24 protein-coding genes are annotated in these 22,691 nt (G+C 70.5%); 10 read left to right on the top strand and 14 right to left on the bottom strand.

Annotated elements, in window-relative coordinates:
* A partial coding sequence (locus tag ACWGI8_RS15945; protein WP_453661329.1) for a hypothetical protein occupies nucleotides 1-815 on the top strand: 815 nt, incomplete at its 5' end.
* A 41-nt stretch (nucleotides 816-856) separates the two neighbouring features.
* Here the strand turns inward: ACWGI8_RS15945 and ACWGI8_RS15940 are convergent.
* From ACWGI8_RS15940 to ACWGI8_RS15930, 3 genes are all read right to left on the bottom strand, one after another.
* Nucleotides 857-1,867 (bottom strand): lytic polysaccharide monooxygenase auxiliary activity family 9 protein, encoded by a 1,011-nt coding sequence (locus ACWGI8_RS15940; RefSeq protein ID WP_453661327.1) that lies wholly within the window; start codon nucleotides 1,865-1,867, stop codon nucleotides 857-859.
* Nucleotides 1,868-2,498: 631 nt separating this feature from the next.
* A complete protein-coding gene (locus ACWGI8_RS15935; protein ID WP_453661326.1) occupies nucleotides 2,499-3,107 on the bottom strand; it encodes a DUF2867 domain-containing protein in 609 nt (202 codons plus the stop codon).
* A complete protein-coding gene (locus ACWGI8_RS15930; protein ID WP_453661325.1) occupies nucleotides 3,104-3,736 on the bottom strand; it encodes a TetR/AcrR family transcriptional regulator in 633 nt (210 codons plus the stop codon). The genes ACWGI8_RS15935 and ACWGI8_RS15930 overlap by 4 nt, the downstream gene beginning before the upstream one ends.
* Before the next feature lie 85 nt (nucleotides 3,737-3,821).
* Between ACWGI8_RS15930 and ACWGI8_RS15925 the strand changes: the two genes are divergently transcribed.
* Nucleotides 3,822-4,334 (top strand): hypothetical protein, encoded by a 513-nt coding sequence (locus ACWGI8_RS15925; protein ID WP_453661324.1) that lies wholly within the window; start codon nucleotides 3,822-3,824, stop codon nucleotides 4,332-4,334.
* Between the two features lie 541 nt (nucleotides 4,335-4,875).
* On the opposite strand, the gene ACWGI8_RS15920 is transcribed toward ACWGI8_RS15925, so the two are convergent.
* Nucleotides 4,876-5,988 (bottom strand): ABC transporter substrate-binding protein, encoded by a 1,113-nt coding sequence (locus ACWGI8_RS15920; RefSeq protein ID WP_453661322.1) that lies wholly within the window; start codon nucleotides 5,986-5,988, stop codon nucleotides 4,876-4,878.
* 295 nt (nucleotides 5,989-6,283) lie between these two features.
* Here ACWGI8_RS15920 and ACWGI8_RS15915 point away from each other — a divergent pair, with 295 nt between their 5' ends.
* Nucleotides 6,284-6,517 carry a hypothetical protein gene (locus ACWGI8_RS15915; RefSeq protein WP_453661320.1) on the top strand — a complete coding sequence of 78 codons (234 nt, stop codon included), beginning with the start codon at nucleotides 6,284-6,286 and terminating at the stop codon, nucleotides 6,515-6,517.
* Nucleotides 6,518-6,658: 141 nt separating this feature from the next.
* On the opposite strand, the gene ACWGI8_RS15910 is transcribed toward ACWGI8_RS15915, so the two are convergent.
* Nucleotides 6,659-7,336 carry a response regulator gene (locus ACWGI8_RS15910; protein ID WP_453661332.1) on the bottom strand — a complete coding sequence of 226 codons (678 nt, stop codon included), beginning with the start codon at nucleotides 7,334-7,336 and terminating at the stop codon, nucleotides 6,659-6,661.
* A 231-nt stretch (nucleotides 7,337-7,567) separates the two neighbouring features.
* Between ACWGI8_RS15910 and ACWGI8_RS15905 the strand changes: the two genes are divergently transcribed.
* The 5 genes from ACWGI8_RS15905 to ACWGI8_RS15885 all read left to right on the top strand — a co-directional run bounded on the left by ACWGI8_RS15905 (nucleotide 7,568) and on the right by ACWGI8_RS15885 (nucleotide 12,207).
* On the top strand, nucleotides 7,568-8,551 hold the full coding sequence (locus tag ACWGI8_RS15905; RefSeq protein ID WP_453661318.1) for a Bug family tripartite tricarboxylate transporter substrate binding protein: 984 nt from the start codon (nucleotides 7,568-7,570) through the stop codon (nucleotides 8,549-8,551).
* Nucleotides 8,548-9,096, top strand: a complete 549-nt coding sequence (locus ACWGI8_RS15900; protein ID WP_453661316.1) for a tripartite tricarboxylate transporter TctB family protein — start codon at nucleotides 8,548-8,550, stop codon at nucleotides 9,094-9,096. Before ACWGI8_RS15905 ends, ACWGI8_RS15900 begins: the two co-directional genes overlap by 4 nt.
* A 3-nt stretch (nucleotides 9,097-9,099) precedes the next feature.
* Nucleotides 9,100-10,596, top strand: a complete 1,497-nt coding sequence (locus tag ACWGI8_RS15895; RefSeq protein WP_453661315.1) for a tripartite tricarboxylate transporter permease — start codon at nucleotides 9,100-9,102, stop codon at nucleotides 10,594-10,596.
* Nucleotides 10,593-11,039, top strand: coding sequence for a GNAT family N-acetyltransferase (locus ACWGI8_RS15890; RefSeq protein WP_453661313.1), 447 nt, complete (start codon nucleotides 10,593-10,595; stop codon nucleotides 11,037-11,039). The genes ACWGI8_RS15895 and ACWGI8_RS15890 overlap by 4 nt, the downstream gene beginning before the upstream one ends.
* 64 nt (nucleotides 11,040-11,103) lie before the next feature.
* Nucleotides 11,104-12,207: a methyltransferase domain-containing protein gene (locus ACWGI8_RS15885; protein WP_453661311.1), complete on the top strand. Its 1,104-nt coding sequence runs from the start codon at nucleotides 11,104-11,106 to the stop codon at nucleotides 12,205-12,207.
* Here the strand turns inward: ACWGI8_RS15885 and ACWGI8_RS15880 are convergent.
* Together ACWGI8_RS15880 and ACWGI8_RS15875 are read right to left on the bottom strand one after the other, a co-directional pair.
* Entirely contained in the window at nucleotides 12,182-12,706 is a 525-nt protein-coding gene (locus tag ACWGI8_RS15880) for a DUF402 domain-containing protein (RefSeq protein WP_453661310.1), read from the bottom strand. The genes ACWGI8_RS15885 and ACWGI8_RS15880 overlap by 26 nt on opposite strands.
* Complete coding sequence (locus ACWGI8_RS15875) at nucleotides 12,687-13,607, bottom strand: N-acetyltransferase family protein (RefSeq protein ID WP_453661309.1); 921 nt, start codon at nucleotides 13,605-13,607, stop codon at nucleotides 12,687-12,689. Before ACWGI8_RS15875 ends, ACWGI8_RS15880 begins: the two co-directional genes overlap by 20 nt.
* An 81-nt stretch (nucleotides 13,608-13,688) precedes the next feature.
* Here ACWGI8_RS15875 and ACWGI8_RS15870 point away from each other — a divergent pair, with 81 nt between their 5' ends.
* The gene (locus ACWGI8_RS15870) at nucleotides 13,689-14,063 is read left to right on the top strand and encodes a GntR family transcriptional regulator (protein ID WP_453661307.1); all 375 of its coding nucleotides are present in this window, start codon (nucleotides 13,689-13,691) and stop codon (nucleotides 14,061-14,063) included.
* Between the two features lie 79 nt (nucleotides 14,064-14,142).
* Here the strand turns inward: ACWGI8_RS15870 and ACWGI8_RS15865 are convergent, their stop codons facing one another.
* The 5 genes from ACWGI8_RS15865 to ACWGI8_RS15845 form a co-directional block, all read right to left on the bottom strand.
* Nucleotides 14,143-15,237, bottom strand: coding sequence for a DUF5925 domain-containing protein (locus tag ACWGI8_RS15865; protein ID WP_453661305.1), 1,095 nt, complete (start codon nucleotides 15,235-15,237; stop codon nucleotides 14,143-14,145).
* Nucleotides 15,238-15,310: 73 nt separating this feature from the next.
* Nucleotides 15,311-16,075 (bottom strand): polysaccharide deacetylase family protein, encoded by a 765-nt coding sequence (locus ACWGI8_RS15860; RefSeq protein ID WP_453661331.1) that lies wholly within the window; start codon nucleotides 16,073-16,075, stop codon nucleotides 15,311-15,313.
* 44 nt (nucleotides 16,076-16,119) lie between these two features.
* On the bottom strand, nucleotides 16,120-17,172 hold the full coding sequence (locus ACWGI8_RS15855; protein WP_453661304.1) for a glycosyltransferase family 2 protein: 1,053 nt from the start codon (nucleotides 17,170-17,172) through the stop codon (nucleotides 16,120-16,122).
* 5 nt (nucleotides 17,173-17,177) lie between these two features.
* Complete coding sequence (locus tag ACWGI8_RS15850) at nucleotides 17,178-18,065, bottom strand: glycosyltransferase family 2 protein (RefSeq protein WP_453661302.1); 888 nt, start codon at nucleotides 18,063-18,065, stop codon at nucleotides 17,178-17,180.
* A gap of 328 nt (nucleotides 18,066-18,393) precedes the next feature.
* Nucleotides 18,394-18,789 carry a hypothetical protein gene (locus ACWGI8_RS15845; protein WP_453661301.1) on the bottom strand — a complete coding sequence of 132 codons (396 nt, stop codon included), beginning with the start codon at nucleotides 18,787-18,789 and terminating at the stop codon, nucleotides 18,394-18,396.
* 250 nt (nucleotides 18,790-19,039) lie between these two features.
* Here ACWGI8_RS15845 and ACWGI8_RS15840 point away from each other — a divergent pair, with 250 nt between their 5' ends.
* Nucleotides 19,040-19,846: an SGNH/GDSL hydrolase family protein gene (locus ACWGI8_RS15840; RefSeq protein WP_453661300.1), complete on the top strand. Its 807-nt coding sequence runs from the start codon at nucleotides 19,040-19,042 to the stop codon at nucleotides 19,844-19,846.
* On the opposite strand, the gene ACWGI8_RS15835 is transcribed toward ACWGI8_RS15840, so the two are convergent.
* Both ACWGI8_RS15835 and ACWGI8_RS15830 read right to left on the bottom strand, forming a co-directional pair.
* The gene (locus ACWGI8_RS15835) at nucleotides 19,830-21,599 is read right to left on the bottom strand and encodes a serine/threonine-protein kinase (RefSeq protein ID WP_453661299.1); all 1,770 of its coding nucleotides are present in this window, start codon (nucleotides 21,597-21,599) and stop codon (nucleotides 19,830-19,832) included. The genes ACWGI8_RS15840 and ACWGI8_RS15835 overlap by 17 nt on opposite strands.
* A gap of 58 nt (nucleotides 21,600-21,657) precedes the next feature.
* The coding region (locus ACWGI8_RS15830; protein ID WP_453661297.1) for a HoxN/HupN/NixA family nickel/cobalt transporter at nucleotides 21,658-22,691 on the bottom strand (1,034 nt) is incomplete at its 5' end.

Raw genomic sequence — 22,691 nt, 5'->3', positions numbered from 1 at the left:
CTCCCGGGATGCTCGGGACCCTGGCGGCGGAGGCATCGCTCCTGGCCGCGGTCATGTTCTATCTCGGCGCGGTCTATCTCACCGCGTACTACGACTACTTCCGGGTCGACGCGTTCAACCTGGGCATCGGATTCTCCGAACTGGCCATCCAGGCACTGAATCTGGTGAGCGAACCCGTGGTCGTCGTCGTCACCCTGACCACACTGATCCTTCTTCGTCCGCCCTCCCCGGCGCGGCTGCGACTGCCTCCGGGACCCGCCGCGCTCCTGCGCCACGCGATCCTCGCGGTGACGCACTCCTACGTGGTCCTGCTGCCCGCGGGAATCCTGGTGTTCGTCCTCGGAGGGCGGCTCCAGCGATTCGCCTGGGCGGCCGCGCTCGCGCTGGCCGTGAGCGTCATCCTGGTGCACCGACGCGCGGCGCACCAGGAACAGGAGGCCGGTCAGGGCACCGGTCCGGTGCGCAGGGTGGTGGCGATGGCCGTGAGCGGTGCGCTCGTCCTGTGGGCGGTCAGCCTCGCGGCCAACCAGATCGGAGTGGCCGACGCCCGCCAAAACGGCCGGAACGTCATCCACCGCACGGCCGTCGTCGTCCTCAGCACGGATCGCCTCAGCCTGGCCGGCCCCGGCATCCGCGTCGAAGACCTCGGCAAGGAGGCCCACTTGCGATACCGCTACACCGGGCTGCGGCGACTGATCGAGCGCGGGGGGAAGTACTACCTGCTGCCGGTGGGCTGGAACCGGAAGACGGGCACGACGTACATCATCAACGAGGGAGACGGCATTCGCGTGGAACTCATGCCCGGCACGCAGTGAAGTGAGCCGGGCATGAACGCATGACCACCGTGCCGCCCGCGTCAGCGGCTGTGACGACCGCCGGCCGGGGTGGCCTTGCGGCGGGCCGTGGCGAACATGACCGCGGCACCGAGCGCGAGGACGGCGGCGCCGCCCACGGCGAGGTACGGGGTGTTGCTGTCGCCGCCGGTCTCGGCGAGGCTCTCGACGGCACCGTTGGGAGCGGGGGCGTTGAGGGTGTCCGCGGCCCCGGCCTCCGTGGTCTCCGCCTGCGGGGCGGCCGTGGTCTCCGGAGCCGTCGACGGCTTCTCGGAGTGGTCGTCCCCGCCGTGACCGCCGTGGTCGACCGTGGACTTGTCCGTGCCGTCCTCTATCTGCTCCTCGGAGGGCGCGGACGCGGTCGGCGCCGGCGCGCCACCGGGCGCGGAACCACCGTTGCCCTGGCCGAAGACCACGTCCGAGCAGGTGTAGAACGCCTCGGGGGAGTCGGACCGCTGCCAGATCGAATAGATCAGGTGCCGCCCGGACCGTCCCGGCACGGTGCCGTCGAAGACGTACTCCCCGTTCACCAGCTTCGGGTCGGTGACCTTCGCGAACGGCTGCGCCTCCAGGTCCGACCACTTCAGCGGCTTCGACGGGTCGTACCCGTCCTTCGTGATGTACAGCTCGAAGGAACCCTTGTGCGGGGCTGTGCCCTTGTAACGGAACGTGTGGTTCCCGGCGGCGAGCTTCGACGACGGCCAGTCCGCACGCGGCAGATCCAGTCCCTTGTACTTGTCCCGGCCCGCACTGCACAGCTTGCCGTCCGGGATCAGTTGCTTGTGGTTGCCTGCCGCATTGGCGATGTTGACTTCGTTCCAGTCGTAGAACGCCTGAGGCCCACTGGCCGCGACCGCCGCCTTGCACGCGGCCGACTTCGGGCTCTCCGGCCCCTCGGCGTAACAGGCGGACACCCGGCTGACCGGATCCGTCATCGACCCGTGCGCGGCGGCCGGGGATGCGGCCAGCCCGGTCAACGCGAGCGGCGCGACCCCGAGCACGGCGACGGCGGCGGCCCTACGACGAGCGGTCATGGTGACGATCTCCTTCAACGGCGGCGTATGGGGGGAGGGGGGATCCGGGGCGCGGGGTCCGCTGCGGCGGCACAGCCCCCCGAAACCACCAGCGGCACCGACGCTCGAACCCCGCCCCGGCGATCAGCAAGCTAGTCCCTCGAAACCGCGAAATCGCCTGTTGGGGCGGGGTGATGGTGATCCTTATGCTCGCTTTAAGGGTGGGGTAAGAGGGGGCTCAGGAACGGTGCGGAGAGCGCACGCGTGACCACGCGTTTCGGCGTGCTGTCGTCCGTGGTCGTCCATGGGGAGCCATCCCGTGCCGCCGCGTTTGGCTCCCCCTTTGGCTCCCCAGTGGTTGGCGTTGGTGTGTCCGTCGGGAGACGAATTGTGGTCCGCGGACGACGCGGGTTCCATCCGGAGGCGCCTGCCCACGGGCAACGGCCGGCTCGGAGCAGCGACACCCGGCTCACGCTTGTTGTTGCACAGGAACGTGTACGGCTTCAACAGGGCCCTGGAGGGTCCGCACACGCATGGGGCCCGACTCGCGCCCCACTTGCCGTCGGCCAGGCAGCACCGCCGCGCCCCAGGTGCGACTTGCGTTCCGAGTGGCGGGTCGTCCTGACGGACAACCCGCCTCGTGAGACGACCTCTAAGCCTTGGCGGCGTCGTCCGCGCCGGCCCTCCATCCGCGTTCGATGCTTCGCATGAGCGCCGGAACCACGATCAGGGACCGGAACGGCTTGATGGCGGTCATGTAGGCGGCACCGAGTCGTCCGTTCGGCTTGACCAGGACCGCCATCTGGCCACGGTAGCCGCCGGAGTCGTCCGGAACCCAGCTCATGTGCATGACGGTGTGTACGGTCCGGTTGGCCATCTCGGACGCCCACTCGTCCTGGAGCAGATACAGCGAGGTGAAGGGCACGTCGTTGAAGTCCGGGCCCCGTGATGCCGTACGCAGATCACTCGGCAACCGGTCCCGGAGCGAAGGCACCCGGGAGTCCACACCGGCGTCCTTGCCGTCCAATCCCAACAGTGCTCCGATCTTCTGCCGGGCCGCCCAGAGGCAACGGACCAGGAAGGGGGCGCCCTGAGGAAAGCTGTCCGACTCCGCGTCCGAGACCATGATCGACACCAGCCGGGGGAACGCGTCGGGACCGCCTGGTGTCGGTAGCACCCAGACGTCCTCGACCTCGAAGTCGGGGGTGATCTCGTGGATCCGCCAGGGACGCGACGTGTGCGCGGTGTTGGGCAGTTTCATTCGTGGGCCTCCGGGACAGGTGGCAGGTTGAGCAGGCCTCGGACGGCTCTTTCGGCGAGTTCGACGTCGTAGGGAGCGTGGCCGGCGAGCTGGATCCCGACCGCTTCGACGACGCCGAGATAGGCCGATGCCGTCTCGGCGGGCGGTGGCCCCGGCGGAATGGCCCCGCTGCTGCGCCCGGCGGCGACCAGGCCGGCGCAGTCGGCTTCGAGCCGGTCGACGATGTCCGTGATCGCCCGGCCGACCGGATGGTCCTGGCCCGCGAACTCGACCCTCAAAGTCATCATCACGTTGGCCACGTCACGGCGGCAGTAGACGGCATGCCCCCGCGCCAGCGCCAACAGCGCCTCGACAGGGTCGGATTCCGCGGCGACGAGACGGCCCACCTCGGCTTCCCAGGTCTCCTCGACCCACTTCACCACCGCGAGCGCAAGTTCTTCTTTGTTGGCGAACAGGTGATACAGGGCGCCGCGCGTATAACCAGCCTCGCCGGCCACGCGGTCCAGGACCAGATTGGCGTACCCGTACATGGACAGCCCCCGCGCAGCGGCCTCCAGCAGAGCGGCCCTGGTCTGGGCCCGCCGGCCTGCCTGCGTCCGGCGAACCCCCTCCGGCTTCCCGGTCATCATCACCACCCCATCCTCTTACATACGTACATGTATGTAGGTTAGCATCGTCCTGCCGCTGAGCAGTCCGACCACAAAGGAAGGCCGTATGAACGTCGAACCAGTGCGTGACTCGAGAGTGGGCACGGCTTCCGTCCCGGCTGTCCGTCAACAGCAGCCGGTCCCGGAGCGGATCCGCGCCCTCAGCACCATGACCGATCCCGGCTACGTCGATCTCTTCACCATGGCTGGCGGGCTGCCGGGTAGATCACCCGAGCAGTGGGCGAGGGTCTTGTTCGAGGACGGGGCGGGCCGCGCGGGGCAGTTCATCTGGCGGGTACTGCTCGGCCTGCGGCTCACGGCGTCACCTGACCGGGTAGCCGGATGGCGGATCGCCGACCGAGGCGACGACTGGATCAGGCTCGAGGCCCGTTCCTGGTTCCTGACCGGGCACCTCGTCGTCCAGGCCGATGACGAACAGGTCTCGCTCGCCACGTTCGTCCGCTACGACCGCCCGGTGGCCTCGCGCATCTGGCCACCGCTGGCCAAGAAGCACCGCCAATTCGCCCCCGATCTGCTGCGCGACGCACACCGGGCACATCAGCCGAGCCCGAACCGATAGTCCCGGTACCGCTCGGGCCGACGAGTAACGGTCTGCCTGCTCATGGCTCAGCTGGCGGCGGATGGAGCTGCCCTTTCCGTGCCGCCATGCCGATACGGCTGGGTGTCGAGAGGCGGCCGGCTGGGAGGCGCTCCTAACTGGCCGCCGGCGTATCCGCTTCCATGCCTAAGAATGCTGGGCAGCCGGCGATTATCCGTGGCACGCTCATGGCATTCCCGCTGACGAGTCCGGCGCACCCGAGGTGTTGGGCTGTTCGTTGTGCTCAGTACAGGCCGGGCGGCGCTGCCCGGGACCGAGGCGAGAGGACCACGAACACGGCGTTCGGGGATCAATGGAACCGTGGTTGGCGCTGAGACTGATCTTGATGCCGGTCCGACTGCCGGCCTTCTCCGGGCTGCCCCGGGCCAGCGCTGGCTGCCCCCGCGATAGCCTGAGAATGCGGTCGGGGCCCCGCCGCGAAGCCGAGAGCCCGTATCAACAGGTAGACAGGTAGACAGCCTCAAGTCCCGACAGATCCGGGCAGTTGGACCTCTGTGCTCTCTCAGCCGGCGTGAAGGACCCGAAAGCGATCGGGTTCCGCCGGATCCCGGTCAACGACTTGGATCGGCGTCCGAGCCCATTGCCAGACGCTGATGCCCGGCGTGCGGGAGAACTGGATCTGCCCGCGGGTGCCTTCGACTGCGACGCGCGGCCAGGATTCGGCAGTGCGCGCCCGGTCCGCGCCGTGAGAACGCAGCACATCGGCGAGGACGGCGACCGTGTCGTAGCCCTCGAAGGCGACGAAGGAGGGCGCTTCGGCCAGCCGCTCGCGAAGGGCCGCCTCTACCCGTGCGCCGAGTGGGCTGAGGCGCTCGGGCAGGTAGCGCAAGAACGGGATCGCGGCGCTGTCGTCGCCCAGCAACGTCGCCCATTCGGCGAACTCCGGCTGTCCGGCCGGAGCGCCGATCATGATCTCGGCGAGGCGCTGGTCGCGGCGGACAGCCTTGACGATCGGCACTGCCGGCTCCGGGTGGCCGACCAGAAGAAGGAGGGCTGTCGCGCGATGGTCGACGAGTTCGTCGCACACGGCCGTGGGGGTGAGCGCGCTCATGTCGAGTTCGATGACGGTGCCGCCGCGTGGAGCGAGGTGGTCCCGCAGAATGCGGGTCCCGGATGCCCAGTAGACGCTCGGCTGGGCTGCTACGGCGATTCGGCTGTGGCCCGCGCCGAGGAGGAAGTCTGCGTAGACCTGCCAGCCGCGGGACTGCGGCGGGGAGAGGCGCGCGACCCAGTCCGTCGGCTGTTCGGTGAGCGCGTCGAGAACCGCTGACGAGCAGAGGAACGGCAGGCCGAGGGCGTCGGCCCTGGCGGCAGCGGCGCGGGCGACGACGCTGTGATACTCCCCCGCCAGGGCAGCCACGCCCAGGCGAGCCAGTTCGTCCACGGCCGCCGCGGCCCTCTGTGGATCAGCCGCGGTGTCCCGGACCACCAGCTCGAGTGGTCTTCCGGCGATCCCGCCGGCGTCATTGACTTCGTGAACGGCCAGTTCGAGGCCGGCGAGCAAGTGTTGGCCCGCCTCGACCCAGCCCGGCCGAGTCAGCGGAACGAGGGCGCCGATCCGGACGGATGATCCGTCAGTCCGCTCCGCTCCAGTCGGCGATGGTGGCGTATTCATGCGCTGGCGTCTCCCGTGTGACGATCCGGTTGCCGTTTGCCCGGATCGCAGAGTGGCATGGCCCGGTAGTACGCGTTCATCTCATCTCGCCGTGGCGGGCGCACCTGGGTGACCATGCCGGACATTGCATCCACCACCATCGCCGACAGGCAACCGATTATCTGTTCGCTGAGCTGCCAGGATTCAAGAGGCCTTCGCTTTCTGAAGATCGCTCTGTGGTCGAGCCGCGGATATCGGCCCTCGTCCGGCCAAGGTTCGATCACGTCGGTCAGCCCGGGGGCAGTGTCATTGGCCCGTGCTTGACTGCCTGGTCATGGACGAACAGGAGTTGCTCACGGCCGTTCACTCTCTGGTGGCCCTGGACCAGCGGGACCTGGTGTGCGGCCAGGCCGGTCACAGTACGGGGCATATGTGCCTGATGGCAGACGACGGCATGGACGTGCCTGCCTTCGGCAAGGTACTCAGCGGCCGGTACGGGCGGTTGCGCAACCTGGCCATGGACGGGTATGCCGATCCGACGAGTCATTGAGCGTCCGGAGGGCGCGCTGGTCGTTCTGAGTCTGAGCCGGAGCTGCTGCCGCGGCTGGGGCCGCGGGTTTCGTGGTGGCGTAGGCCCGTATCGAGGCCGGCCCGGAAACGTTGGCCGCTCCTCGGGCCGCCCGCCGAGACCTCACCCGAGCCGCCGGTACCGCCGCTCCGGACGCCCCGTCCCCCCGTACTTGAGCGTCACCTCCGCGCGCCCCGTCTCCGCGAAGTACTCGAGGTAACGGCGGGCGCTCACCCGGGACAGGGAGCCCGCCTCTGCGCATTCCGAGGCCGAGACGCCCTCCGGATGGGCGCGGAGGATGCGGTCGACCAGGTCGGCGGTGTGGGCGGCGAGGCCCTTGGGGAGCTCGCGGGAGCCGGGTGGGCGAGTGCCGAAGATCTGGTCGACGTCCTCCTGGCGGGCCTCGTCCAGTGCGTCGATCCGGGTCCGCAGGGACGCCACATGCCGCATCTGTTCGTGGAGTGCCGCCTGGCTGAAGGGCTTGATCAGATAGTGGAGGGCGCCGGCGCGCAGTGCGGAGCGGACCGTTCCGGCGTCCCGGGCGGCCGTGATGAACAGGACGTCGGCGGGCTGCCGGTCCTTGTCGCGCCCCTCCGCCGCGCGCAGCTCGCGCAGCACACCGATGCCGTCCATGTCGGGCAGATAGATGTCCAGCAGCACGAGATCAGGGCGGAGCCGGTCGGCCGCGCGCAGCGCTTGGGCGCCACTGTGCGCCACCCCGACGACCGTAAAACCGGGCATGACGGACACATAGCGGCTGTGCAGCTTCGCGACCATGAAGTCGTCGTCCACCACCAGCACGTTCACCGGGAGTCACCTCGCGAAGCCGGCCCGATCAGCCCTGGGTTTCTGCTCTTCGACCGGGGGTCCGGGGGTGGTCCCCCGGGAAAGCACAGCGTCACGCCGACACGCTAGGCGGCGACCGCAAGGACCACAACGTCCGTTGATTCCGGAAGAGAGACAGCTTCTTGACGCGCAGGCAACATGTGGGCCACTTCACAAGGTCCCTGCTCTGCTCGAAAGGCGGCACGCGTGCGATTGCGCACTCCACTCGCCCTGCTCGGGGCGGCGCTGCTGGTGCTCGTGGGCCCGCCGCTGCTCACCACCGGCAGTGGCGCCGACACCGGCACCCAGATTCCCGGCCTGCGCTTCATGGTCCCCAATTCGCCCGGCGGCGGCTACGACATCACCGCCCGTACGGCGGCCAGGAACGCCGAGGACGCCGAGCTCACCCACAACATCGAGGTGTTCAACCTGCCGGGGGCCGGCGGCACCGTCGGCCTGACGCGGCTCGTCGGCGAGCACGGCAACGGCAAGCTCGCCATGTCCATGGGCCTCGGGGTCGTCGGCGCCGTCCACACCAACAAGTCGCCGAAGACTCTCGCCGACACCACCCCGATCGCCCGGCTCACCGAGGAGCAGGACATCGTGGTGGTCGCCAAGGACTCCCCGTACAAGAGCCTCCAGGACCTCATCGACGCCTGGAAGAAGAACCCGGGCAAGCTGCCCGTCGGCGGCGGCTCCTCGCCCGGCGGGCCCGACCATCTCGCGCCGATGCTGATGGCGCAGGCCGCGGGCATCGCACCCAAGTCCGTCAACTACATCCCCTTCGACGGCGGCGGCGAACTGCTCGCCTCGATCCTCGGCAACAAGGTCGCCTTCGGTGTCTCGGGCGTCGGCGAGTACCTCGACCAGATCAAGTCCGGAGAGCTGCGGCTGCTGGCCGTGACCGGCCCGAAGCGGGTGCCCGGACTGGACGCCCCCACCCTCCGTGAGGCCGGACTCGACACCGACTTCACCAACTGGCGCGGCATCGTCGCGCCGCCCGGGCTCTCCGACGCCGAACGCGACAAGCTCATCGGCCTCGTCCGGAAGCTGCACGACTCCGAGCAGTGGCAGGACTCGATGAAGAAGAACGGCTGGGACGACGCCTTCCTGCCCGGGGACGAGTTCGGCGACTTCCTCGACGAGCAGGACACCCGCGTCGACTCGGTGCTGAAGGAGCTGGGACTGTGAGCAGCACGGAGACCACGACGGAAACCACGACCGGCGCCACGACGGCGTCACGCCGCTCCTGGGTGCGGGAACACTCGGAACTCGGCGTCAGCCTGCTGCTGTTCCTCATCGGGGTGCTCGTGCTGACGGACGCGCTCACGATGGACGTCGACATCGCACAGCGCGGTCCGATCGGGCCCAGGACCGTCCCCGTCGTCGTCGGCACCGGCCTGCTCCTCGTCGCCGTACTCCTCGCCGTCGACGTACTGCGCGGCGGCCGCGGAGAATCCGAGAGCGGCGAGGACATCGACCTGTCCGAGCCGAGCGACTGGCGTACGGTGCTGCTGCTCGCCGGGGTCTTCCTCGCGGCCGCCGTCCTCATCGACACGCTCGGCTTCCCCGTCTCCGGGGCGCTGCTCTTCTGGGGCTCGGCCTACGCGCTCGGCAGCCGCCACCTCCACCGCGACCCGCTGATCGCGGCCGTTCTCTCCCTCGTCACCTTCTTCGTCTTCAACAACCTGCTCGGGGTTCCGCTGCCCGGTGGCCCGCTGATGGGGGTGCTCTAGCCGATGGATTCGCTCAACTCCCTCCTCGACGGCTTCGGGACGGCGCTGACGCCGGTCAATCTCCTCTGGGCCGCGCTCGGCGTCCTGCTCGGCACGGCGATCGGCGTCCTGCCCGGCATCGGACCCGCGATGGCGGTGGCGCTGCTGCTGCCGGTCACGTACGGACTCGAACCGACCGGCGCCTTCATCATGTTCGCCGGCATCTACTACGGCGCGATGTTCGGCGGCTCCACGACATCCATCCTGCTCAACACACCCGGTGAGAGCGCGGCCGTCGTCGCGGCCATGGAAGGCAACCCGATGGCCAAGGCGGGCCGCGGCGCACAGGCGCTCGCGGCGGCCGCCGTCGGTCACTTCGCCGGCGGCATGATCGGCACGACCCTGCTGGTGGCCCTCGCCCCGACCGTCGCCGAACTCGCCGTCGACATCGGCGCACCCGACTACTTCGCCATCATGGTGCTGGCGTTCATCGCCGTCACCTCCGTGCTCGGCTCGTCGAGGATCCGCGGGCTTGCCTCGCTGCTCATCGGTCTCACCCTCGGCCTGGTCGGGCTGGACCAGATGACCGGGCAGCAGCGGCTCACCTTCGGCTCGCTCCAGCTCGCCGACGGCATCGACGTCGTCATCGTCGCCGTCGGACTCTTCGCGATCGGCGAAGCGCTGTGGGTCGCCGCGCATCTGCGGCGCACGGCCGGGGAGGCGATTCCCGTCGGCCGGCCGTGGCTCGGCAGGTCCGACGTCCGCAGAACCTGGAAGTCATGGCTGCGCGGACCCGTGATCGGCTTCCCGTTCGGCGCGATCCCGGCCGGCGGCGCGGAGATCCCCACGTTCCTCTCGTACGTCACCGAGAAGCGACTCTCCAAGCACAAGGAGGAGTTCGGCAAGGGCGCGATCGAAGGTGTGGCGGGACCGGAGTCGGCGGCGTCCGCCTCCGCCGCGGGCACGCTCGTCTCGATGCTCACCCTGGGCCTGCCGACGACCGCCGTCGCGGCCGTGATGCTCGCCGCCTTCCAGCAGTACGGCATCCAGCCCGGACCGCTGCTCTTCGAACGCGAACCCGACCTGGTCTGGGGCCTGATCGCCTCGCTCTTCGTCGGCATGGTGCTGCTGCTCGCGCTCAACCTGCCGCTCGCACCGCTGTGGGCGAAGCTGCTGCGGATCCCGCGGCCGTACCTCTACGCGGGGATCCTGTTCTTCGCGGCGGTCGGCGCGTACGCGGTGGGCGGCGAGACGCTGGACCTGGTGATCCTGCTGATCATCGGCCTGATCGGCTTCGGCATGCGACGGTACGGCCTCCCGGTGCTCCCCGCGGTCATCGGGGTCATCCTCGGCCCGGCCGCCGAGCAGCAGCTGCGCCGCGCGCTCCAGATCAGCGACGGCAGCGTGACCGGCCTGGTCAACACCCCGTTCTCGGTGACGGTGTGGGCCGTGATCGTGGTGCTGCTGGCGTGGCCCTTGCTCAAGAAGCTGATCACTCGCCGTCGTAATGTGACGGCATGACCGACGACATCCTCCCCGCCGCCGCTGCCGACATACCGCGCGTGAAGGCCGTGACCGACGCGGCCTATCACCACTACATCGAACGGATCGGTCTCGTGCCGGCCCCGATGGAGGCGGACCACGCGGCCAACGTGGCGGCGGGGAGGGTGTACGTCACGGGCGACCCGGTGATGGGCGTCCTGGTGCTGATCCCCGGCCCCGATCACCTCTACCTGGACTCGATCGCCGTTCACCCCGACGCCCAGGGCACGGGCCTGGGCCGGCGCCTGCTGGCCTTCGTGGAATCGCACGCACGGGAGCTCGGCCTGCCCGAGGTCCGGCTGCTCACCAACGCGAAGATGTGGGAGAACCAGAAGATGTACGCGCGGTACGGCTACCAGGTCGTCGAGCGGCGCGTCGAAGGCCCCTACGACCGCATCCACTACCGCAAGCCCCTGCGCTGAGCGGCCCGTTGAGCAGTGCCGTGTCCCAGTCTCAATGTCAGTGGTGGCTGCGAGGATCGGACGCATGACGACGATCGACTGGGACGCTGCCGCGGACACCTTCGACAACGAGCCCGATCACGGGCTGCTGGATCCTGCTGTCCGCGCGGCGTGGGCCGCGCGGATGACGGACTGGCTGCCCGGCGAGCCGTCGGACGTGCTCGATCTGGGGTGCGGTACGGGCAGCCTCGCCCTCCTCGCCGCCGAGCACGGCCACCGGGTGACCGCCGTGGATCTCGCGCCGCGCATGGCCGCGGCCGCGCGCCGCAAGCTCGCGGGTACGAGCGCCGAGGTGCTCGTCGGCCCGGCGGACCGGCCCCCGGTGGGGGAGAGGCGGTTCGACGTCGTCCTGGTCCGCCATGTCCTGTGGGCGCTGCCCGACCCCGAGGCGGCGCTCGGCCGGTGGGCTGCGCTGCTGCGGCCGGGAGGGCGGCTGGTGCTGGTCGAGGGGGTGTGGGGCGAGACCGGGCTGCCGGCACAGCGGCTGACCACGGCCCTCGCGCCGCTCACCGACCACGTCCGGCTCGAACGGCTCTCGCAGGACCCGGCCTTGTGGGGCCGCGCGGTGGACGACGAGCGGTACGCACTGGTGGCGTACATGGCACCGTCCCGACGGCACAGCGAGGTCGTGGACGTCCACCTCGTCCTGCGCAGGGGCGGCGAGGTCCTGCTGGCCCGCCGGGCGGGCACCGGATACGGGGACGGGTTGTGGAACGGTCCGTCCGGGCACGTCGAGGACGGTGAGGACGTGCGCGAGGCGATGGCGCGCGAGGCGTTCGAGGAGATCGGGATCGAGCTGGGGCCGGACGATCTGCGCGTCGCGCTGGTGATGCAGCACCGCGGGCCGGGAGATCCGCCCCGGACGGGCTGGTTCTTCGAAGCGGAATACGGCACGGGCGGCGAGCCGTACAACCGGGAGCCCCACAAGTGCTCCGAGCTCGGATGGCATCCGCTCAGCGCGCTCCCGGACGACATGGTCGCCTACTGCCGGGCCGGGTTCGAGGCGTACCGCACGGGGGAGCGGTTCGTCGTCCACTGGCACGAGGACGACGACCCGATCGCGTACGACCCCGGCCTGCCGCAGCGGGCGGTGCCGCTCCCGGTTACGGCTGCCGGTCGAGCAGCGTGACGAACCGGCCCTTGCGGGCGAGGAGTTCGAGCGTGTCCAGGGCGCGCTCGGCCTCCTCGGCGGCCCGTGGATCGGCGTCCGCGAGGCCGCTCTCGGCGAACTCGTCCTCGTCCAGCCGGAGGATCTGCGTACCGTCGGCCGACACCCACAGATCCAGGTCCAGATCCTCGACGACCAGCTCGTCACCGGAGACGGCGGCCGGCCGGGTGATGTCGCAGTACCAGCCCTTCAGCGTGCCGTCGGGCCCGCGCACCTCCTTCACGGCGTACCACCGGTCCCGCCAGTAGTGCTCCGTGAAGATGTCACCGGGCTCGAAGCGGACGAACCCGAAGTCCCGTACGCCCGCACCGGCCCAGGGCGCGCGGACGGTGACGCGGGTTCCGTCGTCGCAGACGACCTCCGCCGGGGTGGGGGTACCTCCCACGCCCGAAGGGCTGTGGGGGAGGATCTTCGTGCGGCCGGCCTTGACCAGGACGACGTCAACCCAGCGTGCGGACATGCCGTACCTCCGTCGCGCAGATCTCGTAGCCGAACCACTTGTTGATGGCCAGCATCGGGCCGTTGCCGGCGTCGTTGCCGGTGAAGGCCTGCGTGAACCCGGCGGCGCGGGCGCGGTGCAGCGAGTCGTTCTTGGCGAGCTTGGCCAGCCCACGGCCGCGGAAGGCGCGGGCCGTGCCCGTCATCACCGTGCCGTAGCGGGTCGAGCCGTCCGTACGGGCCAGGCTGAACGCCACCGGGCGGCCGTCCACCACGGCGACGGAGGTCAGCTCGCGGCTGACCAGCGGATGGCCCCAGGTCTCGGTCAGCCAGTGCCCGTAGTCCGTGAACTCGACGCCGACATCGCTCGGTTCGTCGGCCATCGTCTCCGCGTCCAGCTCGAACAGCGGTCGCGGGTCGGACGCGAAATCGGCGCCGGAGAGGATCCGCACACCGGCGGGTGGCGTCCGCAGTGGCGGGAGGTCCCCACCCGCCAGATCGAGGCGGAGGAAGTGCGCCGAGCGGCTCGCCCGGTAGCCGCAGCGCTCGGCGAAGGCACGGTTCGCCGGCTCGTCCAGCACCCAGGAGTAGACGCTCGTCGCGCCCGCCGCCGTGAGGTGCCCCTCCGCGGCACGCACGATCATCGACCCCGCGCCCCGCCCGCGCCGCTCCGGATGGACGTAGACGTTCGCGTAGCCGACTCCCGGCTCCGGACTGTCGTACGCGAGCCCCACCTGCGCCGTGCCGATGATCTCGCCGCTCTCCTCGGCGACCAACGGCCGGTATCGCGAGCGGGGGTGCGCGTGCGTCACGTCGAAGCTCACGGATGCGGCGCTGGTCAGCATGAACGGGAGGGCTGCGCGCCGGACCACGGCGAATCCCTCGGCGTCCTCGGGGCGGAAATCCCGGACGATCACAGTCATGGATCCGCACGCTACGCGCGAGCCCTGCGCGCATGCCTCCCATTTTCCGGCGGCGGGGCCGAAGTACGCGACAATCGCTCTGTGACCTTGAAAATCGTCATCGACACGGACTCCGCCTCCGCGCCCTACGAGCAGCTCCGTTCCCAGATCTCGGCACAGGCCCGCTCGGGCAGGCTGCCCGTCGGCTACAAACTGCCGACCGTCCGGGGCCTCGCGGAGGAGCTCGGGCTCGCGGCGAACACCGTCGCCAAGGCGTACCGCGCCCTGGAGAGCGACGGGGTGATCGAGACCCGCGGCCGCAACGGCACCTTCGTCGCCGCCGCGGGCGAAGCGGCGGATCGCCAGGCCGCGGCGGCGGCCCAGGCGTACGCCGAGCAGGCCCACCGTCTCGGGCTGTCCCGTGCGGACGCGGCGTCGGCGGTCGAGGACGCGCTACGGGCGGCGTACGAGGCCTGACCTCGTGGTGGGCAGTCGTTCCTCTCCCCGGACGAAGTCCTGGGAAACCCCACTGCGGAACGGCTGCCCGCACCCCGCTTTACAGATACAGTCCCGCGTCCGCCCCGTCGTGCTGCGACGGGACCGACGCCGGGGTCGTCCCGCGTCGCAGCGCGTACAGCTCGGCGAGCGTCGCGCCCTCGCGGCCCACGCCTTCCTCGGTGCCGAGCCAGGACACCGCCTCGTTGCGGGTCAGCGAGCCGACCTCGATGCGCGCCAGACAGCGGCCCGGGCGGACCACCGCGGGGTGGAGCCGCTCAAGGTCCTCGTTGGTGGTGACGCCGACCAGTACGTTGCGGCCCTGGCCCAGCAGCCCGTCCGTCAGGTTCAGCAGGCGGGACAGCGCCTGGCCCGCCGTGTGCCGGGCCTCGCCGCGGATCAGCTCGTCGCAGTCCTCCAGGAGCAGCAGCCGCCAGCGGCTCTTCGCCGTGCCCTCGTCCTCGCCGATCGCGATGTCCATCAGATAGCCGACGTCGTTGAACAGCCGCTCCGGGTCGAGCACACAGTCGACCTGGCACCAGTCCCGCCAGGAGCGGGCCAGCGTCCGCAGGGCCGATGTCTTGCCCGTACCCGGCGGACCGTGCAAAAGCAGCAGCCGTCCCGCGATGTCGTCGGGCGTCACCTTCATCAGCCGGTCCATCGCATCGGCCACCGGCGCCGTGTAGTTGGGCCTGATCTCGGCCCAGGTGCCCGCGCTGATCTGGCGGGTGGTGCGGTGCGGGCCACGGCGCGGGGACACGTACCAGAAGCCCATCGTCACATTCTCGGGCTGCGGCTCCGGTTCGTCCTGGGCACCGTCCGTGGCCTGCTGGTGGATCTTCTCGGCGAGCTCTGAGCTGACCGCGGTGACGGTGACGTCGGCACCGCGGCTCCAGCGGGAGATCAACAGGGTCCAGCCGTCGCCGTCGGCGAGGGTGGCGCTGCGGTCGTCGTCGCGCGCGGCGCGCAGCACCCGGGCGCCCGGCGGCAGCAGTGTGGCGCCGGGCTTGACGCGGTCGATCGTCGAACTGTGCGAATACGGCTGCTCGCCCGTCGCGAAGCGGCCGAGGAACAGCGCGTCGACGACGTCCGACGGCGAATCGCTGTCGTCGACGTTGAGCCGGATCGGCAGAGCGTCCTCAGGGTTGGCAGTCATGGCGCCATGATCCGGCACTGCGGTCCTCCGCGCACGATGTTTTGACGTGTGGCGCTACGTACCGGTTTCGCACTCATGTGTGGAGCAGTCGCACCGTCCTTCGGGCTGCCCGCACGACGGCGTAGCCCTTCGTCAGCGCCCGGTCCCGGGCGAAGTTGCGTGCGACGGCCCGGCCTTCGACGAGCCGCTCGAACTCCTCGATGCCGGTGGAGCGCCGCACGGTCACCCGCTCCAGCGCATACGGTCCCTGGCGCCGGCGGGCGGGCGCATTGCCCACGGCCAGCGACTGGGCGAAGCCGACCGCCCGCACCATCTGCCTGACGCGCCGGCTGGAGTAGCCGTACGGGTAGGCGAACGAGACCGGAGCCGCTCCCAGTTCCTCGGCGATGATCTCCTTGCAGCGCAGGGTCTCGAAGCGCAGCCGGACGTCGTCGAGCTGGTCGAGCTGCGGATGGGTGTGGGTGTGGCCGCCGGTCTCCGTGCCCGCGGCGGCCAGCTCCCGTACCTGGTCCCAGTCGAGCATGGTGTCGAGGGCGCCGCCCTCCTCGTGCGCACCGCGCAGCCATCCGGTCGACACGAAGAGGGTGGCGGCGAAGCCGTGCTCGGCGAGCACGGGGAGGGCATGCCGGTGCACGCCCTCGTAGCCGTCGTCAAAGGTGATCAGTACGGGCCGCGGCGGCAGCGGTTCCCCGTGCCGCCACGCCTGTCCGAGCCGGGCCGTCGTGATCGGGGTGAATCCGCGCTCGCCGAGCAGCGCCATCTGCTCGGCGAATGCGTCCGGCGATACGGACAGCCCGAGCGTCGCCGGCGCGGGCCGGTGCCCGACCGCGTGGTACATGAGGATCGGGACTGCCTGGTCCGCGGCCCGGGTCGCGGCCCGGTTCACGATGACGACTCACCTCCCGTGCCAGGGCCCGCCGTGCCCCTGGGCGCGTACGCGGTGATCGGGCCGTGTGAGAACGCCACTCCGCCGCGGGTGCGCACGCTCGCCAGCGCGTACCCCGTCGCCGCGGTGGCGACACCGGCGACGATCGCGCCGGCCCGGCCCGCGCCGCCCCGGCGCCCCAGCAGTGCGTCGCGCAGCCCGCGCGCGACGCCCGCCGGGAGCACCCGGGTGGTGTACCGCCGCTCGGTCTCCAGGCCCTTGCCGCTGCCGACGCTGTGCGAGACCAGCGCCTTGGACAGGCCTTCGGCGTAGGTACGGGTACGGAAGTAGCCGAACCTCTCGCGCCCGGCGGGGACCTTGTGGTGGATGACGGCGCGGTCGTCGATCAGCAGCACCGCGTGCGGGAGAGCACGGCTGAGCCGGATGCACAGCTCGGTCTCCTCGCAGCCCAGCGGCCGTTTGTCGCCGTCGCGTCCGATGCCGGTGGCGAAGCCGCCCGTGGCGTCGAAGGCGGCACGCCGGAAGGACGCGTTGCCACCGAGGACGTTGCGCACCCGGACGCGTCCGTGCGGCAGCCCCCGGTAGGTACAGCCGACGACCCAGTCGAACTCCTCGGGGAACCATGCCGGTCTGCGGCCCGATGCCCAGGCCGGCACGGTCCGCCCGCCGACGGCCATGACCCGCGGATCGTCGTAGCTTTCGTCGAACCAGCGCAGCCAGTCGCGCTCGGCCACGGCGTCGTCGTCGAGGAAGGCGACGATGTCGCCGCGGGCCGCGGCGATTCCGGTGTTGCGCCCGGCGGAGAGGCCGCGGGGGCCCGCGTTGGCGAGCACCCGCACCTCTCCCTGTGTCATGGCGGTCCCGCAGCCCTTGAACTCGTTGCCGAGCCGCTCCAGCAGCGCCGCGTTGTGGTCGACGACGAGGAGCGTCTCCAGGGCCGGCAGCGACTGCATCCGTACCGAGTCGACCGCCGCGAGGATGTCCTCCCACCGGTCCTCGGTGTAGACGCAGATCACCACGGAGAAACGCCGGTGAATCGCGTTGCTCACGTGACTCAAGAGACCTCTCCCCGCGGGGCCTTGAGGGTGATGGCGGGCGCACGGCGCGAGGTGCGGCGGACACCCTTCTCCTGCAGGATCACCTTGAGGACCCGCAGCCCGTCCCGTACGGCGCTGAGGTTGCTGACGCCGTGGATGCGCAGGTACTCGTGGCTGGGCACTTCCTGGACCCGCAGTCCGGCCTTGACGACCCGGATGTTCATCAGGGTCTCGATCTCGAAGCCGGTGCAGTCCAGGGTGATTCTGTCGAGGCAGTGACGCCAGAAGGCGTTGTACCCGTAGCAGAGGTCGGTGTAGCGGGCGCCGAACTTGGCGTTGACGATTCCGCACAGGACGCGGTTGCCGAGCTTGCGGATGGGTGTCATGTCGTCGGTGCCGCCGCCGTTGGCGAAGCGTGAGCCCTTGGCGAAGTCGGCGCCGCCGACCAGGGCGGAGACATAGCTGACGATCTCCTGGCCGTCGGCGGAGCCGTCCGCGTCGACCATGACGATGATGTCGCCGGTGCAGGCGGCGAATCCGCTGATGAGCGCGTCGCCCTTGCCTCTTCCCGCCTGTTTGACGACCTTGACGTCGGGCCACAGCTCCCTGGCCACATTCACGGTGTTGTCCGTGGAATTGCCGTCGACGAGGACGACTTCATGGATCCATTCCGGCAGTGTCTTGAACACGTACGGAAGGTTCTCCGCCTCGTTCATGGCCGGGATCACGACGCTGACCGGCGGCGCGATCGCGAGATGAGAGGAGATCGGACGGTACTGGGCCGGTATTCGGCCGAGCGTTGTCGTGGCGGTCGCCGTCGCGGTGGCCGCGGTGGCCGCGGTGGCTGTGCTGGCCGTGGTCAGCGGATCTTGACCCGGGACCGCCGGGCGCAGGAACGAGCTCATGAGTCGGTTTCCCTCTCGTCCGGTGGACCGCCCACCCCCGGGCGGTCCGGATGAATGTCCGGTTCGAAAGGGGGGTTCTCACCATGGCCAGGACGGCATCGATCTCCGTGCAGGTTGGGTGAGCTGGTACTGCTGGCCGCGCGGCACGCGACTCGGCACAAGTGCATGACCGAGCACGGCACCCCCCTACCGCGCCCCGCCCCGGAGTCATCGCGACGCTCGACTCCTCCCCTGGAGTCGCCTTGCACGATGGACCGTTGCGGGTGGATGTACGACGGTATTGATGATTAGGACTGTATGGCAAGACCTGGAACAAGGGCTCACCTTTTTACATCTTTTTCCTCCAGAGACGGAAATGCGCGAGCCTGTTCCGTATTCCGATGACAAAGAGCAAGAAAGTGATCGCTGCGACAGTGGTGACTCCGCTCTCCACCGACCACAGATCCAGCGCCCGCATCGACTGGGCGACGAGCAGGTCGATCAGGACCGCGCCGGCCGCGGACAGGGGGATGCGGGCCGCCGGTGCCATGGGGCGGAGCGCCGCGGCGAGTCCGGCGGCCGGTGCGACGGCGAGGTAGAAGAGCGCGAACGGCGCGCGCAGGGGCGACTCGAGTCCGGCGAGCGCCAGCGTCGCGCCCACTGCTGACGCGGCAAGTGCTCCGCCCGCCAGCGCCGGAAGGACGTCCGTCCGGAGTACGGCCGGTTTGGTGAAGATCGTCTGCATGGGCGTGTTTGCCCCTCAGGATGGCGGATTGCCTGGATGCTGAGGCTTGTCATGCTGCGCAGTACCCGACGGGCCGTCAAGAAGTGCTTCCGGAGGAGAGCTTGCGGAGCAGTGCGTCCGGGGTGTCAGGAAGCGGTCCGTCCGTGCTCGGCGGGCGACCGCTCGCCGATTGTTCTTGGCATGAACACTTCCGGTGAACTATGGGACATGCTACGACAGTTGAGCAGAGATCCTGCTAATGGGAGGTTCCATGAAACTGTCCCGAATCGCGGCAATCTCATCCTCACTCCTCCTCGGCGTCGTCCTCTCCCTCAGCGGAGCCGGTCCGGCGCAGGCCACGCAGGCCGCGGCGGTCGACTACGTGGCTCTCGGCGACTCGTACTCCTCGGGCCTCGGCGCCGGCTCCTACATCAGCGGCAGCGGCAACTGCAAGCGCACCAATCGCGCCTATCCCGCACTCTGGGCCGCGGCCAACTCGCCCTCGTCCTTCGCCTTCACCGCCTGCTCGGGCGCCAGAACGAACGATGTGACGAGCAGTCAGCTCGCTCCGCTCAACTCCGCGACCGACCTGGTCTCCCTCACCATCGGCGGCAATGACGCCGGCTTCGCCGACGTCATGACCACCTGTGTGCTGCAGTCCGAGGCCAACTGCATCGCCCGTGTCGAGGAGGCGAAGCGCTACGTCGACACCACACTGCCCGGACGGCTCGACTCGGTGTACAGCGCGATCAGCACCAAGGCGCCGGCCGCGCGTGTCGTCGTCCTCGGCTACCCCCGCTTCTACAAGCTCGGCGGCAGCTGCCTCGCGGGGCTCACCGAGAACGAGCGCGCCGCGATCAATGGTGGCGCCGACCATCTCAACGCCGCCATCGCCAAGCGTGTCGCCGACCACGGATTCACCTACGCCGATGTCGCACCGGCCTTCACCGGGCACGAGATCTGCTCCGGCTCCGCGTGGCTGCACAGCCTCAACTGGCTGAACATCAGCGAGTCGTACCACCCCACCGCGTCCGGACAGTCGGGCGGCTATCTGCCACCGTTCAGGGCGGTGGCGTAACCGAAACCGCAGGATAGGAAGGTCCGCCGGAGGCCCCGTAGGTGGCGCCGCCAGTGGCACCCTGAGTGGAGCCCTCCGTCGATCCGTCCGTCGATCCGTCCGTGGATCCGCCCGGGTCGCCCGTCGGCGACTCCGGCTCGCACGTCACCGAGAACGCCACCCAGTTGGACCGCGCCACAACCGGACTCCGGACCTCCACCCGGATCCGGTCGTGGTGCGTCGAGCCCTGCGCGTACGTCGGCTCGATGTGATTGACGTGCCGCGACTTCCCCTCCCCGGAGGGGAAGTCGAGCGTCTTCCAGCCCGCGTCGGAACCCTTGCCGCTCTCGGTCACCCAGCGGTATCCGACGGAGACGGGGATACGGCCCACCGTGACCGTCGCCCTGAAGGCGGGCGCCTCGGCCTCGGGTGCCGGGCAGGTCCCGCTGTAGCTGCCGTGCACCGCCTCGACGTACACCCTGACACTCTGCCGCGGGGGCGCTGTCGTCGCGGAACTGTGGCCGCCCGGCGTCGTGCTGTCCGCGGGCCCCGGAGTATCGGCGGACGAGCCGTCCCCGGTCGCACCCGGACCGGCCGTGGCACCGGCGCTCGTGGAGCCACCGTTCGTGCCGCCGCCGGCGCTGTTGCCGCTGCCGCCGCTGCCCTTGCCGCCGTCGTCCGGGAGGCCGCCGTTCACCAGGGCGTAGGTGAGGCCGCCGATCGACAGGAGCAGCACGGCGATCCCGGCGGTCAGTACGACCGCGGCACGGCGCGGATTGCCCGGTGACGTGGTGGAGGACGGCGTGGGTGTGGGTGGCCCGAAGGACCCGACCGGCGTGGCCGGTGCGGTGGGCGGGGTGGGTGCGGTGGGTGTGGCCGAGGTGACCGTCACGGCTTGCGGGCCGGAGGAGGGCGGGGGAGCGGTACGTGGCGTACCGCCGGCTCCCAGGACCCGCAGCCGGCGCTCGGCCTCCTCGGCCGGCAGCCGCTCCGCCGGATCCTTCCGCAGCAGCCCCGCGATGACCGGCTCCAGCGCCCCCGCCCTGCGCGGCGGTGGCAACTCCTCGTCGACGACCGCGCGCAGCGTGCTGAGCGGTGTGTTCTGGCGGAACGGCGAATGCCCCTCGACCGCCGCGTACAGCAGCACGCCGAGCGACCAGAGGTCCGACTCCGGTCCCGGTGTGCGGCCGAGCGCCCGCTCCGGGGCGAGGAACTCGGGCGAGCCGACCAGTTCGCCGGTCATGGTCAGGTTCGACGTCCCCTGGACCCTCGCGATCCCGAAGTCCGTCAGGACGACGCGGCCGTCGTTCGCGAGCAGCACGTTCCCCGGTTTCACGTCCCGGTGCAGCACCCCCGCCTCGTGCGCGCCGCGCAGCGCGGCGAGGACCTCGGCGCCGATGTGCGCGGCACGCTGCGGGGTCATGGACCCCTCGGCATCCAGGACCTCGGAGAGCGACAGACCGCGGATCAGCTCCATCACGATCCACGGGCGGCCGTCATGGGTCGCCACGTCGTAGACCGTGACCACATTGCGGTGCGAGATCCGGGCGGCGGCCCAGCCCTCGCGCTCCAGGCGTGCGTAGAGCCGCCGCACGTCGCTGGTGTCGAGCGCGGCCGGCGCCCGCACCTCCTTGACCGCGACCTCCCGCCCCAGCAGCTCGTCGCGGGCCCGCCACACGACGCCCATGCCGCCCTCGCCCAGCCGGCCGAGCAGCCGGTACCGCCCCGCGACCAGCATCTCGTCGTCCCGATCGTCGCCCGGCACTTCGCTCATGACGAGCCCCCCATCCGCAGCAGAGCGACCATCACGGTGGAAACCCCTCCAAGCTAGCTCAACTCATGGCTCCTGCGGCCCCCCTCAGCACCAATCCACATCCCAGTACGAATACGGCGACGGCCGTGCTCAGCGGAGCCGACCGCTGGACGAAGCCGGCCAGCCGCCCCGTGGTCCGCCGCCGAGCCAGCCGCGCGGCCACTCGCGCCCCGATCCGTACGACGGCGAACCCGGCCACGGTGAGGGTGAGGGCGAGACCGGCTCCGTAGGCGACGACGAGCAGGAACCCGAACCAGGCATGCCCGAGCGCGGCGGCCCCGACCAGCACGACCACGGCGGACGGGCTGGGTACCAGGCCCCCCGCGAACCCGAGCAGCACACTCCGCCGCAGCGGCTGCGGCTTCCCGCGCTCGCGCCCGTGCTCGTGTGCGTGCTCGGGCCCGTGCTCGTGCGCAGGCTCGTGGTCGTGGCGGTGCTCGTGCCCTGGTGCGTGGTCGTCGGCGCGCTCGTGGCCGTGGTCGTGGTCGTGATGGTGATGGTGAGCGTGCCCGCCGCCCAGCCAGTGGACATGGGTGTGCCCGTGCTGGTGCGCCCGGTTGTGCCACGCCCGGCGCACCAGCAGCGCACCCGCCACCGTGACGAGCATCCCGCTCGCCACGCCCAGCCAGCCGACGACCGACGGCGCCACGGACGAGCCCGCCGCGATGAGGGCGCCGAGGGCGAAGACACCGAGGGTATGGGTCACGGTCACGGAGGCGCCGAGCGTCAGCACCTCCCGAAGGGAACTGCGGCCGCCGGCCGCCGCAGCCGCGGCCATCAGCGTCTTGCCGTGGCCCGGGGCGAGGGCGTGGAGCGCGCCGAGGCCCAGGGCGATGGCCAGGGCGAGCGCGCCGAACGGCACCGTGAGGTCGCGCTGTTCGACGAGTTCGGTCAGGGCCTGGGTCCAGCGGTCGGCCCCGCGCGGCAGCACCGACGGCGGCGCGGCCGGTGCCGGTCCGCCGGCGAGCGCCGGTCCGCCGGGTGCGGCCGTGAGGGCCGCGGTCGTGCGCTCCGGCGGGGAGTCGAGGAGCCCCGCCGGGTAGGCCGAGAGCC

Source organism: Streptomyces sp. NPDC054841 (assembly GCF_053611045.1).
This window is presented reverse-complemented; position numbering and strand designations above follow the sequence as displayed.

Excerpts from the sequence above, each read along its gene's own strand:
- ACWGI8_RS15925 (WP_453661324.1), top strand. The coding sequence starts at position 3,822 with ATGAACGTCGAACCAGTGCGTGACTCGAGAGTGGGCACGGCTTCCGTC.
- ACWGI8_RS15860 (WP_453661331.1), bottom strand. The coding sequence starts at position 16,075 with ATGTACCACGCGGTCGGGCACCGGCCCGCGCCGGCGACGCTCGGGCTG.
- ACWGI8_RS15875 (WP_453661309.1), bottom strand. The coding sequence starts at position 13,607 with ATGACTGTGATCGTCCGGGATTTCCGCCCCGAGGACGCCGAGGGATTC.
- ACWGI8_RS15850 (WP_453661302.1), bottom strand. The coding sequence starts at position 18,065 with ATGAGCTCGTTCCTGCGCCCGGCGGTCCCGGGTCAAGATCCGCTGACC.
- ACWGI8_RS15935 (WP_453661326.1), bottom strand. The coding sequence starts at position 3,107 with ATGAAACTGCCCAACACCGCGCACACGTCGCGTCCCTGGCGGATCCAC.
- ACWGI8_RS15840 (WP_453661300.1), top strand. The coding sequence starts at position 19,040 with ATGAAACTGTCCCGAATCGCGGCAATCTCATCCTCACTCCTCCTCGGC.
- ACWGI8_RS15880 (WP_453661310.1), bottom strand. The coding sequence starts at position 12,706 with ATGTCCGCACGCTGGGTTGACGTCGTCCTGGTCAAGGCCGGCCGCACG.
- ACWGI8_RS15845 (WP_453661301.1), bottom strand. The coding sequence starts at position 18,789 with ATGCAGACGATCTTCACCAAACCGGCCGTACTCCGGACGGACGTCCTT.
- ACWGI8_RS15835 (WP_453661299.1), bottom strand. The coding sequence starts at position 21,599 with ATGAGCGAAGTGCCGGGCGACGATCGGGACGACGAGATGCTGGTCGCG.
- ACWGI8_RS15930 (WP_453661325.1), bottom strand. The coding sequence starts at position 3,736 with ATGATGACCGGGAAGCCGGAGGGGGTTCGCCGGACGCAGGCAGGCCGG.
- ACWGI8_RS15885 (WP_453661311.1), top strand. The coding sequence starts at position 11,104 with ATGACGACGATCGACTGGGACGCTGCCGCGGACACCTTCGACAACGAG.
- ACWGI8_RS15920 (WP_453661322.1), bottom strand. The coding sequence starts at position 5,988 with ATGAATACGCCACCATCGCCGACTGGAGCGGAGCGGACTGACGGATCA.
- ACWGI8_RS15890 (WP_453661313.1), top strand. The coding sequence starts at position 10,593 with ATGACCGACGACATCCTCCCCGCCGCCGCTGCCGACATACCGCGCGTG.
- ACWGI8_RS15865 (WP_453661305.1), bottom strand. The coding sequence starts at position 15,237 with ATGACTGCCAACCCTGAGGACGCTCTGCCGATCCGGCTCAACGTCGAC.
- ACWGI8_RS15895 (WP_453661315.1), top strand. The coding sequence starts at position 9,100 with ATGGATTCGCTCAACTCCCTCCTCGACGGCTTCGGGACGGCGCTGACG.
- ACWGI8_RS15940 (WP_453661327.1), bottom strand. The coding sequence starts at position 1,867 with ATGACCGCTCGTCGTAGGGCCGCCGCCGTCGCCGTGCTCGGGGTCGCG.